At 51.7% G+C, this 16828-nt stretch carries 18 protein-coding genes; 4 read left to right on the forward strand and 14 right to left on the reverse strand.

The genetic code is table 11. The features are described from left to right. The first annotated feature begins 130 nt into the window (after positions 1-130). Together J4614_RS16575 and J4614_RS16580 are read left to right on the forward strand one after the other, a co-directional pair. Positions 131-424 carry a YicS family protein gene (locus tag J4614_RS16575; RefSeq protein WP_001636112.1) on the forward strand — a complete coding sequence of 98 codons (294 nt, stop codon included), beginning with the start codon at positions 131-133 and terminating at the stop codon, positions 422-424. A gap of 105 nt (positions 425-529) precedes the next feature. After that, positions 530-1912 (forward strand): glycoside hydrolase family 1 protein, encoded by a 1383-nt coding sequence (locus J4614_RS16580; RefSeq protein ID WP_001270481.1) that lies wholly within the window; start codon positions 530-532, stop codon positions 1910-1912. Positions 1913-1971: 59 nt separating this feature from the next. Here the strand turns inward: J4614_RS16580 and nepI are convergent, their stop codons facing one another. Continuing rightward, the gene (gene nepI, locus J4614_RS16585; RefSeq protein WP_001004799.1) at positions 1972-3165 is read right to left on the reverse strand and encodes a purine ribonucleoside efflux pump NepI; all 1194 of its coding nucleotides are present in this window, start codon (positions 3163-3165) and stop codon (positions 1972-1974) included. 264 nt (positions 3166-3429) lie between these two features. Between nepI and J4614_RS16590 the strand changes: the two genes are divergently transcribed. Further along, positions 3430-3738 carry a type II toxin-antitoxin system RelE/ParE family toxin gene (locus tag J4614_RS16590; protein ID WP_024154936.1) on the forward strand — a complete coding sequence of 103 codons (309 nt, stop codon included), beginning with the start codon at positions 3430-3432 and terminating at the stop codon, positions 3736-3738. Beyond that, the gene (locus J4614_RS16595) at positions 3722-4045 is read left to right on the forward strand and encodes a DNA-binding transcriptional regulator (protein ID WP_001274841.1); all 324 of its coding nucleotides are present in this window, start codon (positions 3722-3724) and stop codon (positions 4043-4045) included. The genes J4614_RS16590 and J4614_RS16595 overlap by 17 nt, the downstream gene beginning before the upstream one ends. 90 nt (positions 4046-4135) lie before the next feature. On the opposite strand, the gene J4614_RS16600 is transcribed toward J4614_RS16595, so the two are convergent. The 13 genes from J4614_RS16600 to J4614_RS16660 all read right to left on the reverse strand — a co-directional run bounded on the left by J4614_RS16600 (position 4136) and on the right by J4614_RS16660 (position 16818). Then, positions 4136-4405, reverse strand: a complete 270-nt coding sequence (locus J4614_RS16600; RefSeq protein WP_000621026.1) for an HPr family phosphocarrier protein — start codon at positions 4403-4405, stop codon at positions 4136-4138. A gap of 9 nt (positions 4406-4414) precedes the next feature. Then, on the reverse strand, positions 4415-5275 hold the full coding sequence (locus J4614_RS16605; RefSeq protein ID WP_001131798.1) for a class II aldolase: 861 nt from the start codon (positions 5273-5275) through the stop codon (positions 4415-4417). A gap of 62 nt (positions 5276-5337) precedes the next feature. After that, complete coding sequence (locus J4614_RS16610) at positions 5338-6822, reverse strand: FGGY-family carbohydrate kinase (RefSeq protein WP_001113551.1); 1485 nt, start codon at positions 6820-6822, stop codon at positions 5338-5340. After that, positions 6815-8173, reverse strand: a complete 1359-nt coding sequence (locus tag J4614_RS16615) for a PTS galactitol transporter subunit IIC (RefSeq protein ID WP_000997826.1) — start codon at positions 8171-8173, stop codon at positions 6815-6817. The genes J4614_RS16610 and J4614_RS16615 overlap by 8 nt, the downstream gene beginning before the upstream one ends. A 76-nt stretch (positions 8174-8249) precedes the next feature. Then, the gene (locus J4614_RS16620; protein WP_000041396.1) at positions 8250-8537 is read right to left on the reverse strand and encodes a PTS sugar transporter subunit IIB; all 288 of its coding nucleotides are present in this window, start codon (positions 8535-8537) and stop codon (positions 8250-8252) included. Further along, positions 8534-9007, reverse strand: a complete 474-nt coding sequence (locus tag J4614_RS16625) for a PTS sugar transporter subunit IIA (protein ID WP_208293249.1) — start codon at positions 9005-9007, stop codon at positions 8534-8536. The genes J4614_RS16620 and J4614_RS16625 overlap by 4 nt, the downstream gene beginning before the upstream one ends. A 17-nt stretch (positions 9008-9024) precedes the next feature. Further along, complete coding sequence (locus tag J4614_RS16630; RefSeq protein WP_000854957.1) at positions 9025-9768, reverse strand: GntR family transcriptional regulator; 744 nt, start codon at positions 9766-9768, stop codon at positions 9025-9027. 352 nt (positions 9769-10120) lie between these two features. Continuing rightward, entirely contained in the window at positions 10121-10573 is a 453-nt protein-coding gene (locus J4614_RS16635; RefSeq protein ID WP_208293250.1) for a DUF1198 domain-containing protein, read from the reverse strand. A gap of 192 nt (positions 10574-10765) precedes the next feature. Continuing rightward, positions 10766-12157: a hexose-6-phosphate:phosphate antiporter gene (gene uhpT / locus J4614_RS16640; protein WP_000879181.1), complete on the reverse strand. Its 1392-nt coding sequence runs from the start codon at positions 12155-12157 to the stop codon at positions 10766-10768. 142 nt (positions 12158-12299) lie between these two features. Then, on the reverse strand, positions 12300-13628 hold the full coding sequence (locus tag J4614_RS16645) for an MFS transporter (protein WP_208293251.1): 1329 nt from the start codon (positions 13626-13628) through the stop codon (positions 12300-12302). Between the two features lie 9 nt (positions 13629-13637). After that, positions 13638-15140, reverse strand: a complete 1503-nt coding sequence (gene uhpB, locus J4614_RS16650) for a signal transduction histidine-protein kinase/phosphatase UhpB (protein ID WP_001091257.1) — start codon at positions 15138-15140, stop codon at positions 13638-13640. Next, positions 15140-15730: a transcriptional regulator UhpA gene (gene uhpA / locus J4614_RS16655; RefSeq protein WP_000633672.1), complete on the reverse strand. Its 591-nt coding sequence runs from the start codon at positions 15728-15730 to the stop codon at positions 15140-15142. Before uhpA ends, uhpB begins: the two co-directional genes overlap by 1 nt. A 74-nt stretch (positions 15731-15804) precedes the next feature. Next, complete coding sequence (locus J4614_RS16660) at positions 15805-16818, reverse strand: aldose 1-epimerase family protein (protein WP_000213206.1); 1014 nt, start codon at positions 16816-16818, stop codon at positions 15805-15807. Positions 16819-16828: the final 10 nt, after the last annotated feature.

A 16828-nucleotide genomic window follows, 5' to 3' on the forward strand; every position in this document is an offset into this window, starting at 1 on the left:
AGGCGCAGCGAGAAACCGCCTTCCCACTTTTGCCTGACTTCAACGCCAACGGATAGCACGCCCCGATGAGTGAACGTCGCACGGTCTACACTTACTCTTGAAAAAGTGCAAACCGATAAGGATACCGTTTATGAAACGAAAAACGCTTCTGCTTATTGCCGCGCTTGTCGCGCTACCGGGCGTCACGTATGCCGACTCTCCGTTTAGCTCGCTTCAGACGGCACATGAAAAAACCACGATTTTAAAGGATTTGCGCAAAATGTGTACGCCCAAAGGCGCTCTAACCGATGAAGCCTGGGAGAAAAAAATCATGGCGAGCGAGGGGAACCATCAGCATATTCGGGAGGCGATGATCGCGATAGAGCGCAACAATCAGCATAACTACTGGCAGGCTCTCGGCAAGGTGGAATGCCCGGAGATGTAGCACACCTTTTCCGTTTTTTGGTCGCGAAAATGCGGACTGTAACCGGTTTCTGTTCGCCAAAACCGCGTATTCTGGAGCGAATTTACGCGATCAAGGAGCACGACAATGCGATACCGTTTTCCCGATAACTTCTGGTGGGGCAGCGCCTGCTCAGCGTTGCAAACCGAAGGGGATAGTCTGAATGGCGGTAAAAGCCAGACCACGTGGGATGTGTGGTTCGAGCGCCAGCCGGGTCGTTTTCATCAGGGCATCGGTCCAGCAGAAACCTCAACGTTCTATCGCCACTGGAAGCAAGACATCGCGCTACTGAAACAGTTAAAACACAACAGTTTTCGCACCTCGCTAAGCTGGGCGCGGCTCATTCCAGACGGCGTAGGCGAGGTGAATCCACAAGCGGTGAGCTTCTACAATCACGTCATCGACGAGCTACTGGCGCAGGGCATCACGCCGTTTATTACGCTGTTCCATTTTGATATGCCGATGGTCATGCAGGAGAAAGGCGGCTGGGAAAATCGCGACGTCGTAGAGGCGTTTGGTCGGTACGCGCAAACGTGTTTTACCTTGTTTGGCGACCGCGTGAAGCACTGGTTTACCTTTAACGAGCCGATTGTGCCGGTGGAAGGCGGCTATTTGTACGACTTCCACTATCCCAATGTGGTGGATTTTAAACGTGCAGCCACCGTGGCGTACCATACCGTGCTGGCGCACTCGACCGCCGTGCGCGCCTGGCGCGCCGGGCGCTACGACGGTGAAATCGGCGTAGTGCTGAATCTGACGCCGTCCTATCCACGCTCGCAGCATCCCGCCGATGTGCAAGCCGCGCATCATGCGGATCTGTTATTCAACCGCAGTTTTCTTGACCCGGTATTAAAGGGAGAATACCCGGCGGACTTGGTGGCGCTGCTGAAAACCTATGACCAGTTGCCTGCCTGTCAGCCAGGCGATCGTCAGCTTATTACCGACGGCAAAATCGATTTACTGGGGATTAACTATTATCAGCCGCGCCGCGTGAAATGCCGTGATACGGCGGTGAATCCGCAAGCGCCGTTTATGCCGGAGTGGTTATTTGACTATTACGACATGCCGGGGCGCAAGATGAACCCTTACCGCGGCTGGGAAATTTACGCGCCAGGAATTTACGACATCATCACCAACCTGCGGGATAATTACGGCAATCCGCGCTGTTTTATCTCCGAAAACGGGATGGGCGTTGAGAACGAGCAGCGTTTTGTGCAAGCGGGACAGATTCACGATGATTACCGGATTGACTTTATCTCTGAGCATCTTAAATGGCTGCATAAAGGCATTAGCGAGGGCTGTCACTGTCTTGGCTACCACATGTGGACCTTTATCGATAACTGGTCATGGCTGAACGGCTATAAAAATCGCTATGGTTTTGTACAACTGGATTTAGCCACCCAAACGCGCACGGTGAAAAAAAGCGGAGAATGGTTTGCCGCCACCGCAGAGCATAACGGTTTTGATTAAGCGTTTATTATTGCCGGATGACGACTAACGTCGTATCCGGCCTACAAATGGCAGCAATATCAACTCATTGGCGTAATACGGACTTTCGCCGCCACGACTAACGCCGTCAACAGCATCAGACCACCGGAAAGCGCCAGCGGCGAAAGCAGCCCGAAATTGTCGAGCGCATAACCGCCCACCGCCGCGCCACAGGTATTTGCCAGTTGAATCACCGCGACCTGGATGGAACCGGCTTTTTCCGCCTGATCGGCAAGGGAACGAGTGATCCACGTTGACCATCCCACCGGCACCAGCGCAAACGCCAGTCCCCAGACAATCGCTATTGCCGCCGCCACGGTTTTGTCGCTTCCCCACACAATGAGCGTCAGCGCGCTCAGCGCCAGTAGCAGCGGCGCACCGGCCAGCGCCAGTTTTACCGAACGTTTCAGGACATAAGATGAGAAAGAAGTACCAACGAAGCTGGCAATACCAAAACTTAGCAACACCAGCGTCAGACCATCAACGTCAAAGCCCGCCAGATTCATATAGACCGGGCGAATATAGGTAAAGAAAGCGAACTGCCCGGCAAAAGACATAAAGATGGCGATCATCCCGGCCATCACGCCAGGGCGTTGCAACAGGCTAAACATATTCTGTTTCTGGTGAGAAGGTTCGCCCGGCAGCGACGGCAGTGATTTCACCACCCAGATGACGCACAGTACGCCCATCACCGCAGCGGCGTTAAAGACATTACGCCAGCCAATAATACCGCCCAAAAAGCTGCCCAGCGGCGCGGCGATCACTAACGCGATGGAGACCGCGCCAAAAATCACCGACAGCGCTTTCGGCACGGTACGCGCGGGAACCAGTCGCATGGTCAGCGACGCCGACATCGCCCAGAATCCGCCCAGCGCCAACCCAAGACAGGCGCGGCCCAGCAATAGCAGCGTAAAGCTGTTGGCAAAGGAGACCATCAGACAAGAAGCCGTCAGCAAAACGGCGAACAGAATAACGATATAACGCCTGTCGGTCGCCTGAATAATCTGGGTAATGAACAGGCTGGAAAACATCGCGACAAATGCCGTAACGGTGACCGACTGACCGGCGACGCCCTCGGAGATCCCCAGATCCTGCGCCATCGGCGTCAACAGACTAACGGGCAAAAACTCAACGGTAATCAGGCAGGCGACACAAAACGCCACGGCAAAAACGGCTGACCAGTTAGGCCTGGCAACCCCATCAGCGCGGAATTTTTCTGCGATATTTTCATTCATTGTGGTTACCTGCGTCGTTTTAGTGCGGAAAATCCACGCAGTGTAACATTACAAAATGTGATCTGATTAACGTTTTAGCAACTGACATTGTTGCGCTGCATTTTGCGAGGCTGGTCGAGCGTTGAGAATTATCTTCTCTCGCTGCGTGCAAAACCAAAAGGTAAGACATAGTGTATCACCTGGTGCTATACTTTAGATTACAGGATGTCAACCTGATGCGACTTAAAAACCAGGTGGTTTAACAGAGAAGCGAAGTCCCACACGATAAAAGATGACGAGTTAAGCGAGGCCATCAACGCCGTACTGCAAGGAAAAGCAGATAATCTTGGCGGCGGGGTTTATAAAAAACGTCTCAATCAAAACCGCGATCGCGCAATCGTGTTGGCAAAGGGAGGCGAGCATTGGTTTTACACCTTCCTGTATGCCAAACAGGATATGGCCAACATTAGCTATCGCGAACTCGCGGGTTTCCGTGAGTTAGCAAAACACTATGCTTACCTGACCGAAGATCAGATAACGGCACTCATTAATAACAAAGAACTGGTAGAGGTGCGCCATGTCAGCAAAAACTAAATTCAAAAGCCCTGCCTTTGAAGCGATTCATAGCGCGGCATCTGGATTATTTAGCGTGGATGCCATTCCCCAGGAGACAATGCGCAGTTTTGACACGGCCTGCTTAAGCAGCATCAAAGATCTGCAGCCACTTGAAATAAAAGCGTTACGAGAAGAACTCAACGTTAGCCAGCCGGTTTTCGCTCGGTACCTGAATACCAGCGTATCAACGGTTCAAAAGTGGGAAAGCGGCGCCAAGCGTCCCAGCGGGATGTCACTGAAACTACTTAATGTTGTCCAAAAACACGGGCTAAAGGTGCTGGTATGAGGGTTTTACCGATGGTCTGTTAAGGCTATTCATACGATAATGAGTGCAGGAAGCCTCTACAACTTCCTGCGCTGTTTGACGGGAATTGCACTATACTGACTCACCAAAGCCATCAGCAAATGCAGATTTTAATTCATCCATAAAAGCCAGTTCATCCTGTCCATCACAAATTAAATCAATCATTGTGTTTCCCTTTACGCCAGCCCCCAAAATACTCATCATTCCTTTAATGGGAATTTCTTTGTCATTATTAACTAGCGTTAATGAAGACTGGTATTTTTTGACAATTTTCGCAAGCGTAGCGGCTGGCCGCGCATGAAGCCCCGTACTGTTCATAACGCGTACTTTTTGTCTAATCATATATTTTCCTTAAGAGACTTTGCGGAATGCTGAGTGATTTTTATTCATCATCTTAATTTTAGAATAAACATCATCCTCAACTGCCTGTTTTGCGTTCGCCATGACACGCGCCAGATTAGCCTCGTTGTTATTATTTACCCAAGCCTTACCAACAGTAGTAATAAAGGCTTTGCGCAAATCACTCGCAATATTCACTTTGGCTACTTTGTAATTAACAAAGCTGCGAAGAATATCCGCGTCAATACCAGAACCTCCATGAATAACCAAAGGTACCGGACTGACAGACGCGATGCGTTGTAATAGCGGGATATCAATGCGTGGGATATCTTCAAGACCATGTACATTACCAATTGACACTGCCAGCATGTCGCACCCTGTCTCCTCAACAAAGCGCTGAACCTTCTCAGGTTCAGTTTTGCAGTCAGCCTCGCTGACATGATCATCTTCCTTACCCAGAATAGCGCCTAATTCCGCTTCGACGGGAACACCAAATGATTTACAGAAATCGACAGCTTCTCGGGTAAATGCAATATTTTCTTCGAACGGTAGCGCCGCGCCATCAATCATTACTGAGGTAAATCCGGCCCGGACAGCCTGCTTAACATCTTCCAGAGTTTTCCCATGATCCAGATGCAGGCTGACAGGAATATCCATTTTATCGGCATGTCGCTTAACTATTTCATAAATGTAATCGTAACCAGAAAGCTGTGCATTAGTAGGAGCAATTTGAATAAAATTGGGCAATCCGGAACGTTCTATTGCATTAAGAATGGAAATTGTTGTCTCCAGGTTCGTTGTATTAAATGCCCCCGCAAGGACATGTTTTTCCTGAATACAATTGAGCAGGATCCTACCATTGACTAAAGGCATATTAACTCCAGATATTTATGTGAGCAGTGTAAGTAAATTATCGAACTATTGAGTTATCACAGTTATTCACCAATAAGCGCCCCTTCTTGCCGCAGTTTAAATTGATAAAATGACAGCCATTGCTGCTGATATATTTTCAACTTTGCAGAACGAACCGCGTCAGGAAAATATCGCTCAGCCACAGGAACAGTCGGGGGGACAACATTCGGACAGGCTATCAACAATGCTCCAAGGGAGACGGTTTCATCAAAAGCAATGGCCTCAATTGGACACTGGAGGATGTCAGCCTTCAACTGGAGCCAGTATGGGTTTTTCACCGCAGGGCCAATGACTTTTACTGTCCTGCCCGCCGGGATATTAAAGCACCCGTGACAGTGTGCAAACTCCATCGCCAGGCCGATAAAGACACTCTCAAGCAGAGACTCCGGAGGAAGTGAATCCGTCAGACCAAAAAGCAGGCCACGGGTGTGCCGATTTTTATTTGGCGAACCCGAGCCCCGCAAATGAGGAATAAATACCGGCACATGCTCGACAGACCAGGAAGGTTTGAGGTATTGCTCCATGGCTTTTTCCAGGCCTGTGCTTATTTCCTTATCAGTTAAACGAAAGGTTTTTTTCACCCATTCAAGCGCATAACCGCCGACAGGCAGAGAAGCGAAAAGCGTGAAAAATTCACCATCGGAGTAACAACCATTTGCCAGCTTATCCCTGCGAGCCTGCACATCAAGCGTTGGTTGTGTATTCAGCAGTAAAATACCCTCTGTCGTGCCGGTAGAATTCAGCACATCGCCCGGTTGCAGCTGTAATGCGCGGGCACCGACCATATGATCGTGCCCGGCCAGGGTAACTTTTACCTCATGAGAGAAGCCCAATTCCTCTCTAAGCGTTGCCGTCACCCATCCGGCCACTTCACCTGGCTTTATCAACGGAGCCAGTACACCGAACGGTATGCCGAGAATCCCGGCAGCATTACGAGACCAGGTACGGCGAGCAATGTCCAGACACAACGTTCTACTGGCCAGGGATATTTCCGTCTTTTTCGCACCTGTCATTCGCCACAACAACACTTCTGGTGCATGTAACCAGCAGATATCTTTTCTTTCATGCAAGGAGTAGTTATCAAGCAACCATCTCATTTTAAATGCTGAGTAATTACTGTGAGGTGGCAATCCCGTTATAGAATACAGTTCTTCAGCCTCTGCCTTGCTTAATGACGAGAGATAAGATTCACCACGTCGATCATACCAGGCCAGCATCGGGGTAAGAATGACGCCCTCCTTATCCACAAAGACACCAGACTCACCGAAACTCGCAATACTGATATTTTTTACCGGAAACGGTACTGAAGCCACCAGTTCAGCCATTACCAGTCGCAGTGCCTGCCACAGCGCTTCGATATCGAAATCTACCTCGCCTTTGTCCGACGATATTATTGGCGTCGGAAACTTGCGGACTTCCAGAACTGACACGTCATGACAGGAATAACAGCTGACTTTGCAGTTAGTTGTGCCAATGTCAATGACAAGCGCTGCGTGGTAATCAGGCATAGACCGTTCCTTTTGTCAGGCGAAAAACACCATAAATAATCAGCGCAAGCACAGGAATTAGCCCGATAGCAACAATATTTCCGTTGAATATTTCAAGCAGCCAGAAACGGAAGGGGTTACCGCCATCAAGGAAGCTTGATACCTGACCACTTGACCCCTCAGCCATTTTGAAATTGACATCTTTAGCCATACCGGTAATAAATGGCGCAATTTTGGTCGCAATCCACAAGTCGGCGACAATAACAGGAATTGCGGTTATCACAGCCCGGAAAATATTGCCACGACATGCCAGTACAATCATGGAAGCCATGACTGCCAGGTTCGCAAGGTCTCCGAGTGGCAGGACTTTATTGCCAGGAAGAAGGAATGCAATAAAGACAGAGATGGGTGTCAGAATCAGTGCTGTAGATATAATGGCTGGGTTACCTACTGCTACCGCGATATCCAGTCCGATAAAGAGATCATCACGGCCAGGATATTTGGCATTCAAATATTTCTTAATGGCTTCAGACAGAGGTAATAAACCTTCCATCAAAATTCGTACCATACGCGGAAGAATGAACATGACACCGCCAATGCTGATCCCCAGCAATAGGATATGTTTAAAGTCATACCCGGCAATGATGCCCAACAAGACCCCCAGAATAGTACCCACCATCATAGGCTCACCGAAGATTCCCATTTTTTTCTGAACGTTTTCCGGATCAATATGAATACGGTTAACGCCAGGGATTTTGTCGATAATTTTGTCGAACAGCAATCCAATCGGAAAGAAGACGACAGATGACAGGGTCGGAAGTGAAATACCTTCCAGACCGAAGTACTTTGCCACTAATGGCGCAGACCAGTCCGCCAGTTTGAGAACCACGATCGCGGCAATAGCGGCTGCGGACAGACCCAAAACAAAACTCCCTGTGCTGTAGTAAACCAGCGTTCCAGCCAGGGCAAAGTGCCAGTAGTTCCACATGTCGACATCAACAGTACGTGTCTTATTCAGAGCCAGCATGGCGACATTAATCAGCATCGTCAGCGGAATGACAAAGGGTGCGATTGGTGAGCCCCAGGTAATTGCGGCCAACGGTGGCCAGCCTAAATCGACAACAGGAAGGCTAATACCAGTTCGCTCAACCATTGCCTGTGCAGCCGGGCCTACATTGCTGGTAAGTATGTCAAAGATGGCATAAATTCCGACAAACCCTATTCCGACAATTAATGATGAGCGAAGTGCTTTGGCGGGTTTTACTTTGAAGAACAATGCCAGGAAAAAAAGGACCAGCGGCAATAAAACCGTTGGGCCAAATCCCAGGACATATTGCACAACGGTATAGAGAGTATGTGCTATATCATTCATATCCGACCTCTTATTCAGATGTGACCAGACCTCGCGTTAGCGCCTGGATAATTTATCTGTTTTTTTATTTATGAAATCAGGCTTGGCCTTTAAGGATTGAAACTATTTTTTCAAGAACTTTATCTTCACCTACTCCGGTAATGATTGGCAGGCCACTAACAACCGGAATATCCAGTTCATAAGGAACTTTCGTTGTTGATACAACCAAAGCTGCACCATCGGTATTGTTTGGCAATGAGGCTACATTAGTTTGTGAATAATTAACATCAAGTCCATTGTCTTTACAATATTCCATTACTTTTTCTGCCACAGCCGTGGAAGTAGCAACACCCGTTGCGCAAACAAATAGTATCATTTTACTCATACTTCACCTCTTTCAGATATGCGTGTGTAAATTGACTGATAAATTTCATCATCATTCATGACCAGTAACTGCTGCATAAAATCCTCATCCTGGATCACATCCATAATCCAACCCAGTACGTTGAGCTGCTTATTGCTTTCACCTAAAGCAAGCATAAACACCACCCTGACAGGTACGGGATCTGGTTCCCCGCCCATATCTTCGAAATTGACGGGTTCTGCCAGTATTCCAACGCTAATGGCGTTTTGGCGAACATACCTGTGATCAGTATGTGGAATAGCGACACCTACAGGCTCAACCGGTAGACCCGTTGGAAAATTCTGTTCTCGCGTAATGACGTGATCGGCAAAATCAGATACAACCATACCATCGTTAATTAACGGACTGGCAAGAGCCTTGATTATGTTATTCTGACTCACCTCTTTAGGGAGGTGGCGAACATAATGACGGCGAAAATGAATATCCTGCATAGATTCCTCTTTGCTAGTTAGGCATCCAGGCGCTGTAAAATAGTGCCAAGATAATATTTATTACCTTTTAACCAGACGTTACCAAAATCAATGGCCAATCCACTAGAGAAAAATACCAACTGTTCCAAATGCAAAACAGGTGCGTCTTCACCAATATCAAGATAATGGCCTCGCTCATTACCAATTAATTTGGCTGCGTAACGGCTTTCAGAAAAACTTATTTTCTTATCAGATAATCTTTCTATTGCTGAAAATAAATTCTCCCTGGTAAAATCTACATCAATAATACCGGGGCAGAGATCAATGTTGATACGATTTTCAATCAACATGACTTTTTCATCGCCAATACAACGAAGGCGTTTAAGAAATAAAACATCTTGTCCCGGTTTGATACTCAGTTTCTCTGCTACAAAGCGGTTAGCGGGTTCCAGTCGGGAGGTTATGACGCTGGTTGTGAAGTTTATCTTCTGGCTGGCTAAGGCTTCAGCAAAGGAGAGCAAACCTTCACCCAGTGGGTAAGCAACATTTTCCTTCTTTACGAAAGTTCCTTTACCCTGCACTTGCACAAGAACACCTTCCCGGACAAGTTGGTCAACCGCTTTTTTAACGGTACCGCGACTCACCTCCAGCATATCCATGATTTGAAACTCTGAAGGTATCCGGTCATCCTCAACTAATTCTCCGCTATAAATACTTTCCCTTATCCACTCCACAACCTGTTGATACAGTGGGATGTGTGAACTTTTACTCAATGTTTTCATGGGGCGCGCCTAAACATTTAGAGTTGTCTATAGACAATCATGTACAACTTCGAGTTTATGATAAGAAATTTTGAGACAGGAGGTATGGCAAGGAGTCACAGTTTTAGTGTTCAAAACAAGATCACATTTCCGTGATATATGTCACGGAAATGATGAGCTATAAGTCTCTGACGTTTTGGCATCGTTAGCGGTTATTCGGTGCGTTACTTCTGTGGTTCACCCTTAGCAAATACGCTGGCGGCTACGCTTTATTTGGCTAACGATGAATCGCGTCTCCAGGCCGTTAATCGTGGCTCGCCGCCCTTGCCAGCCTCATTCATCTCGTCTTTTGTTAACGAGATAGTGAAGAGTATCAATGCAGCCAGTGAACACCCTCTTCCGGCTGAAAAAAGGCGTTATAGCGCAGTTGAAACGCGTTGATCTCCTGCATATCGGGTTCCATTTCGCGCAAAAAGCCCAGCGCCAGCCGTACCTGCGTATCGGTGATCGGCGCAGCTAAACGCGCTTTTTGCAGCAACCGATGCCACCGCTGCAAACTCTGATCGCCGCCATCGACAATCACCATTTGCCAGATCAGTAACACCTGAGCGGCATTTTGCAAATGCGATTCATCAGGGCGATGCAGATACTGTAAAAACTCACCGCCCGCCGTTTTACCCATCTGATCAATCATCGATTCTATCGGCACTACATCAATATTCAGACGTTCGCTCAGGCGGCGAATCGCCCGGCGGGTATCCGATGTCAGCACCCGAAAACCCACAATAAACACCACCACAAACGTGGCCAGAATCAACCAAATCATGCGCACATCCGTCACCAAACAGGATGCCCATCATAACGGTAAATTTATAACTGTCGACGTTCTGGCCTGTCAGGATGTGATTTATTAACGCCTGTCTTCATTTACGCCAGACGCCGGATGTCCTGTCTGACGAACGCAAGGCATAAAAAAGCCCGGCGTTAAGCCGGGCAAAACGTTACCAAATGCACACATTTAAGCGATATTGACTTGCTGAATTTTTTTCTCACGGCGGATTTTGCGCTCTTCCATCACGGCGACCATCGCCATCAGGCAGATACAGCCGATCGCGGCGGCGTCCAGCGCGGCGAAGGTGCCCGCCCAGCCGGTCAGACCAAAAACGGGGGTACCGTCGGCAATCATGCCCAGACCCAGCTTGGCAAAGCTATCGCCGATAAGATAAGCGAAGGTTCCCTTGATACCGTCCGCAGCGCCGATGGCTTTTTTCGGTACGAAACCGACTGCCGCCACGCCAATTAATAGCTGCGGCCCAAACACCAGGAAACCGAGCGCGAACAGCGAGGCCAGATAGACATACTGGTTGCTGGCGTGCTGGTAGACGCCGAGGGTGGCGATGATTAACGCCAGCGCCACACAGGCTACCAGCGCACGACGACCGTTCGCCAGGTCAGAGAGCCAGCCCCACAGCAACGTGCCGACCAGCGCGCCCACTTCGAACAGGGTAAAGCCCTGAATCGCCACTTCTTTGGAGAGCTTCAGTTCCTGGAAGGCGTAGACGGTTGACCACTGGTCGATACCAATACGCACCACATACAGGAAGATATTGGAAAAGCACAGCAGCCAGATCACTTTGTTTTTCAACACATATTCAACAAAGATCTGCCACTTGGTCATTTCGTTTTCTTCAGTCTCTTTATCCTCTTCGCTGATCTCTTCGCCGAACAGTTCTTCAGCTTTGCCCAGACCGTAAGATTCCGGGGAGTCGCTGCCAAAACGCAGACCGATAAAGCCAACAATCAGCGCGATAATCGACGGGAAGATAAACATGCCGATGACGTGACCGTCGAACAGGTAGTTGGCGCCGAACAGCGCCACGCCTGCCGCGCCCGCGCCGCCGAGGTTGTGGGAGATATTCCAGAAGCCGAGAAAGGTGCCGCGTTTACGACGCGGAGTCCATTTAGTGATGGTCGAGTAGCTGCACGATCCGCCGGTACTCTGGAAGAAACCGCTCAGGGCATAGAAAGCGATCATCAGAAACAGGCTGGTTGACCCCGCGCCCATGCTGGCGCTGAAGCCGAGCATACAGATAGCGGAGAGGATCAACATAAACGGTAGAAACTGCTTGGTATTTTTACCGTCAGCGTAGTAGGAAACCAGCGTTTTCCCCACGCCGTAGGTGATCGAAAAGCCCAGGCCAATCATCCCCAGCTCGGTCATGCTCAACCCGTAGGTAGAGATCATGTCGTTCTGCGCGATGTTAAAGTTTTTGCGGATCAGGTACATGGTCAGGTAGCCGATAAAAACCACCAGATAGGACTGCATGAACGGCTTGAACCACATTTTACGCCGCACATCGAGCGGCAGATCCAGGGTCGGCTTGCGCACCTGGTTTAAGAAGGCCAGCATGGATTACTCCTGAGCTAATTTTTATACCTGCGAATGGCAGGCATTGTAAAAATCCACAGGAAAAGTGGCCTGCGACAGCGTCCAGGCAAAACCGGGAAAATTTCTTAGTTTTGCCCCATTCAGCGCAAAAAGGTGAGGTGCATCACGCTTCGCTGGTCTCGCGTGGGGCCTGGGCGTTCAGAAATGGCAGCAGCAATAGCGCGGAGATCCCCGCCGCGATGGCGATGACCGCAAAAAAACCGGTCCAGTGCCAGATCTCCAGCACTTTCGCTAACGGCCAGCCGGAAAGCGACGCGCCGAGATAGGCGAACAGGCCGACAAAGCCGGTGGCCGCGCCCGCCGCCTCTTTATGCGAGCACTCCGCCGCCGCCATGCCAATGAGCATCTGCGGGCCGAAGACAAAGAAACCGGTGGTGAAGAAACAGGCCGCCTGCATGGCGTAGCTGGCGAACGGCATCAGCCACAGCGAACCCACAGAGAGCAGAATCCCGGCAGCGAAGATTAAATTCATCGGTCCGCGGTTACCGTTGAAGAGTTTGTCCGAGCCCCAGCCCGCCACCAGCGCGCCGATAAATCCACCCAGTTCAAACATCGATACTGCCGTGTTGGCCGTGACCAAATCCACGCCCAGCGTCTCGGACATATACAGGTTGCCCCAGTCATTGATCGCCGCGCGCACCACGTACACTAAGACGTAACACAGCGAAAGCAGCCAGATATAGGGATTCAACAGCACATATTTAGCGAGGATTTCTTTGCGGCTTAGCCCTGCGCCCTCTTGCTGTTGGGCTACCTCCAGCGCATCGTGCCGCCAGTCGCCTACCGGCGGTAAACCAATCGCCTGCGGACGGTCGCGCAGCCGCCAGCAGAGGACCATGCCCACCCCGATGGCAAGCAATCCGGCCACCATCATTCCGACGCGCCAGCCATAATGCAGGGCGACAGCGGCCATAACGAGAGGGATCAGCGCCCCGCCGACATTATGCGCGGTGTTCCATAACGCCCACCAGCCGCCGCGCTCGGTACGCGAGTACCAGGCAGTCAGCAAACGGGCGCAAACCGGCGATCCAAACCCCTGGAAAAAGGCGTTCAGCGCCCATAGCAGCGCAAAGGCCCACAGCGAGGTCGAGAAGCCGAACAGAATATTCACTATGCCGGTCGCAATCAGCCCGATACCCATAAAATAGCGAGCGTTAGAGCGATCGCTAACGATGCCGGAGACAAATTTCGACACCCCGTAGGTGATGTAAAACAGCGTCGCCAGCAGGCCGATATCGCTGCGGGTCAGAATGCCGCTGGCAAGGATTTCCGGCGCGGCGGCGTTAAAGCTTTTACGGGTGAAATAGAACAGCGCATAACCCAACCAAATGGTGATCAGGATGTGCCGCCGCCAGTAGCGATAGCGGGCGTCAACCTCGTGCTTATCGGTGATGAGCGGCGCGTTGGCCGGGGCTTTTAAAAACGAAAGCATTATCCTTCCTTAAACGTAACGCTGGGGCAACGAGACGCTCACCCGCGTACCGTGGGTACAAGAGATGGTTAGCGTCCCGCCGAGCGCCGACACGCGTTCGCGCATTCCGGTCAGGCCGAAGCCCTGCTGGTGAGAGCCCGGCGGCAGGCCGCTGCCGTCATCCTCAATCACCAGCATCAGTCGCTCATCCTGCTGCCAGCCCTGGAGCGTCACAGCGCTGGCATTGGCATGTTTTACGATGTTATTCAGCCCTTCCTGACAGACGCGAAACAGCGTCACGCGCTGACTTTCACTCAGCGCCGTTTCGTCAATTCGCCAGTCGAGGTGACTGACAATACCGCGGCTTTCCAGCTCCATTTCGCGCAGCAGCGAACGGATGGCCTGCGCCAGCGTTAAGTCGTCTAACTGGCGCGGGCGCAAGCGCCCCAGCAGGCGACGCACGGCGTCATACACGCCCAGCGAAAGCTGCTCGATAAGTTGCCCGCTCTGCTTCACGCCGCCGTTATCCGCCGCCAGTCGTTGCACAATGCCCGCCTGGGTACGAATCGCGGTGATGGTCTGCCCGATGTCATCGTGCAGCTCACGCGCAACATCGCGCCGCACGCTCTCTTCGGTCTCCAGAAGACGCTCCGCCAGCCGATGGTTGCGCGCCAGCTCCTTTTGCAACGACTGGTTCAGCTCGCGCAGACGCTGAATGCCCGCGCCAAGCAGTAACCCGGTCAGGCTTTGCGCCAACAGCGAAAGTAATAAATCGACGGGATGATCGTGCCAGGTCTGGCTGGCGATCAGCGCGATAGCGTTCATCAGTGTGGCAATGAGCGCGCCCTGCCAGCCATAATGCCAGGCGAGCGCGATAATCGGCAACGCCAGGCAGAACGGCGTAAAGCGCGAAAGTTCAGCAGGTAACCCCAGTTGCAGCCACAGACTGACGATAAACAGCAGCAGATACCAGATCAGATGCCGCCCGCGCCAGTTTACCGGCTGCGATACCAGCGATGGTCCCAGCGGCAGCCAGGTAGTGCTGGTGAGATAGTGCCAGAAAACCAGGCAGATGGGGGCCAGCGTCAGCCCCCCCGTGAGGGTCAGCAGTAGCGCGTTCCATGCCGCTTCCCCCTGCCCCAGCCAGGGCAGGGATTGCAGTAGCGCCGCGGCGGTGAGGGCCGCGCCCTGAAGCAATAACGTGCGCCAGTCGCGCTGATGGCGGTAACGTGAGGTTAGCGCCACGGGCAGTAGCGTCAACACACCACCGATCATCAAAAGCGGCAGATGGGCCAGCGCAACTTCCTGCGCTAACCAGTACACCAGCAGCCACTCCGCGCCCAGCAATACTGGCCAGTAGCCGCGCGGGCATTGCAGCATAAGTCCCAGGCGCAGGCCGAAGGGAAAGAGTAGCGCCGCCAGCTCCGGGCGCTCTACCAGATGCAGGCTGATACTCCACAGGCAGAACCACGCGGCGGAGAAAATAAAAAAGCAGGCAACAACGGTGATTAAACGGGAAAAAAAGGTGTTCATTACCAACCGTCAAACATGCGATGCGCCAGTTCAACGTCATTGCTGACGCCTAATTTTTCCAGCAGATTCGCGCGATGGACATGCACCGTTTTTGGCGATAGCCCCAGCTCGGCGGCAATCTCTTTTACCGCCATACCCTGGGCGAGTTTTTCCGCCACCTGACGCTCGCGTTTGGTCAGCGGATCTTGCCGACCCGCCGCCAGTTTCACGGCAATATCGGGGGTCAAATAGCAGCCGCCCGTCGCCACCGTATGCACCGCGGCGATCAGCTCATCCGGACTACAGCGTTTAGAGAGAAAACCGCGCGCGCCGGCGTTCAACGCCTGTTCCACCAGCGCCGGGCTATCGTGAACCGAGAGCATGATCGTCGCCATCCCTTTTGGCAGTTGGCTTAGCAGCTCCAGTCCGGAAATATCCGGCATCGAGATATCGCAGATACACACCTGTACGCCGCGCCCCGGTAAGCCTGCCAACGCTTCGCGCCCGGAACCAAACTCAGCGACCACCTGCAAATCAGGTTCCAGCCCCAGTAGCTGTGCAAAGCCGGAGCGGACGATAAGGTGGTCGTCGATAAGGGCAACGGTGATCATGGGTTCTGTCCTGATGGATAAAAAAAACGCGCTTACCTTAACGATAAGCGCGCGGCTGTTCAAGCCTTGAGCGGTCAGACAATGCCTGTCGTGACGGTGAACGTCCGGGTTTGCTGCGGTTCCAGTTGAAGCAAGGTTCCATTTCGCTGCGCCGCGAGAAAACCTTCAGGCCGACAGGTCGCGGGCAGGGCAAAGGCGGCAACCTGCTGATCGCCGTTATAAAGAATCCAGCGGGTCACGTAATTCAGCTCCGCGCTGGCGAAACGTGTCACGAACGTGGTGCCATCCGGGGCGATCATACTGAATTCCGGGGTATCCGTGTACCTGTCCAGTTCATCGGCGAAGAACACGATTTCCGGGTCGTAAAAGCCAGGCTCGTTGAGCGTTGCCAGCGAGGCTTCACCCTGCAAAAGTCGTTGATTAAACGCCAGCCACTGCGCCGTGGGTTTGACATGCGCCGGCACCGACTCGCGTAGCTTCAGCGCGGTATCCGGGATATTCTGGCGGAACGTGGCGTTCGGCACATAGGCATAGTTCATGTGGCACATGTACTGTAGCGGCATGGCGACTGAAGCCAGGTTAGTCACTGTCATCTGAATATCAAACAGCGCGCTTGCTTTACGCATTACCACCGCAGGTTGCGCCTGATAATGATGACCGAACCCCATCACATACTCGTAGCGCCCGGTCACGCGCAGACTGTCGCCCTCTAACTCCAGCCAGGCGTCGTCCATGGCAGCGCAGGGCATCTCGCCGTGCAGCGGATGTGTATCTTCCGGCGACGGGCAGCCATTCGCCAATAGTCCGGAATGGAAAGCAAAGCAACCATACGTTGCCACCACTTCCGCAGCCGGCTTCGGCTGGCGGAACATGTTGCGCATAGTCAGATCATGACCGTCAAACTGCGCGTCCCAAATCATCTGCCCCATCCAGGGCAGAATCACCAGATGACCGCGGCTGTTTTGTATTTTCAGTCCTTCCACGCCGCTGGCGTAACGAAACGCCGTAACCGTAAAATCATCATTTTCCAGCAAGATACGCGGCTGCTCGCTAAAAAGCTCCCGCCATAATGTAATACGTGTTGTCATGGTTGATCTC

The sequence above is a fragment of the Salmonella sp. 32031103-2018-00083-FB-01-SM-01 genome (assembly GCF_017571995.1).
Lineage (GTDB): Bacteria > Pseudomonadota > Gammaproteobacteria > Enterobacterales > Enterobacteriaceae > Salmonella > Salmonella enterica.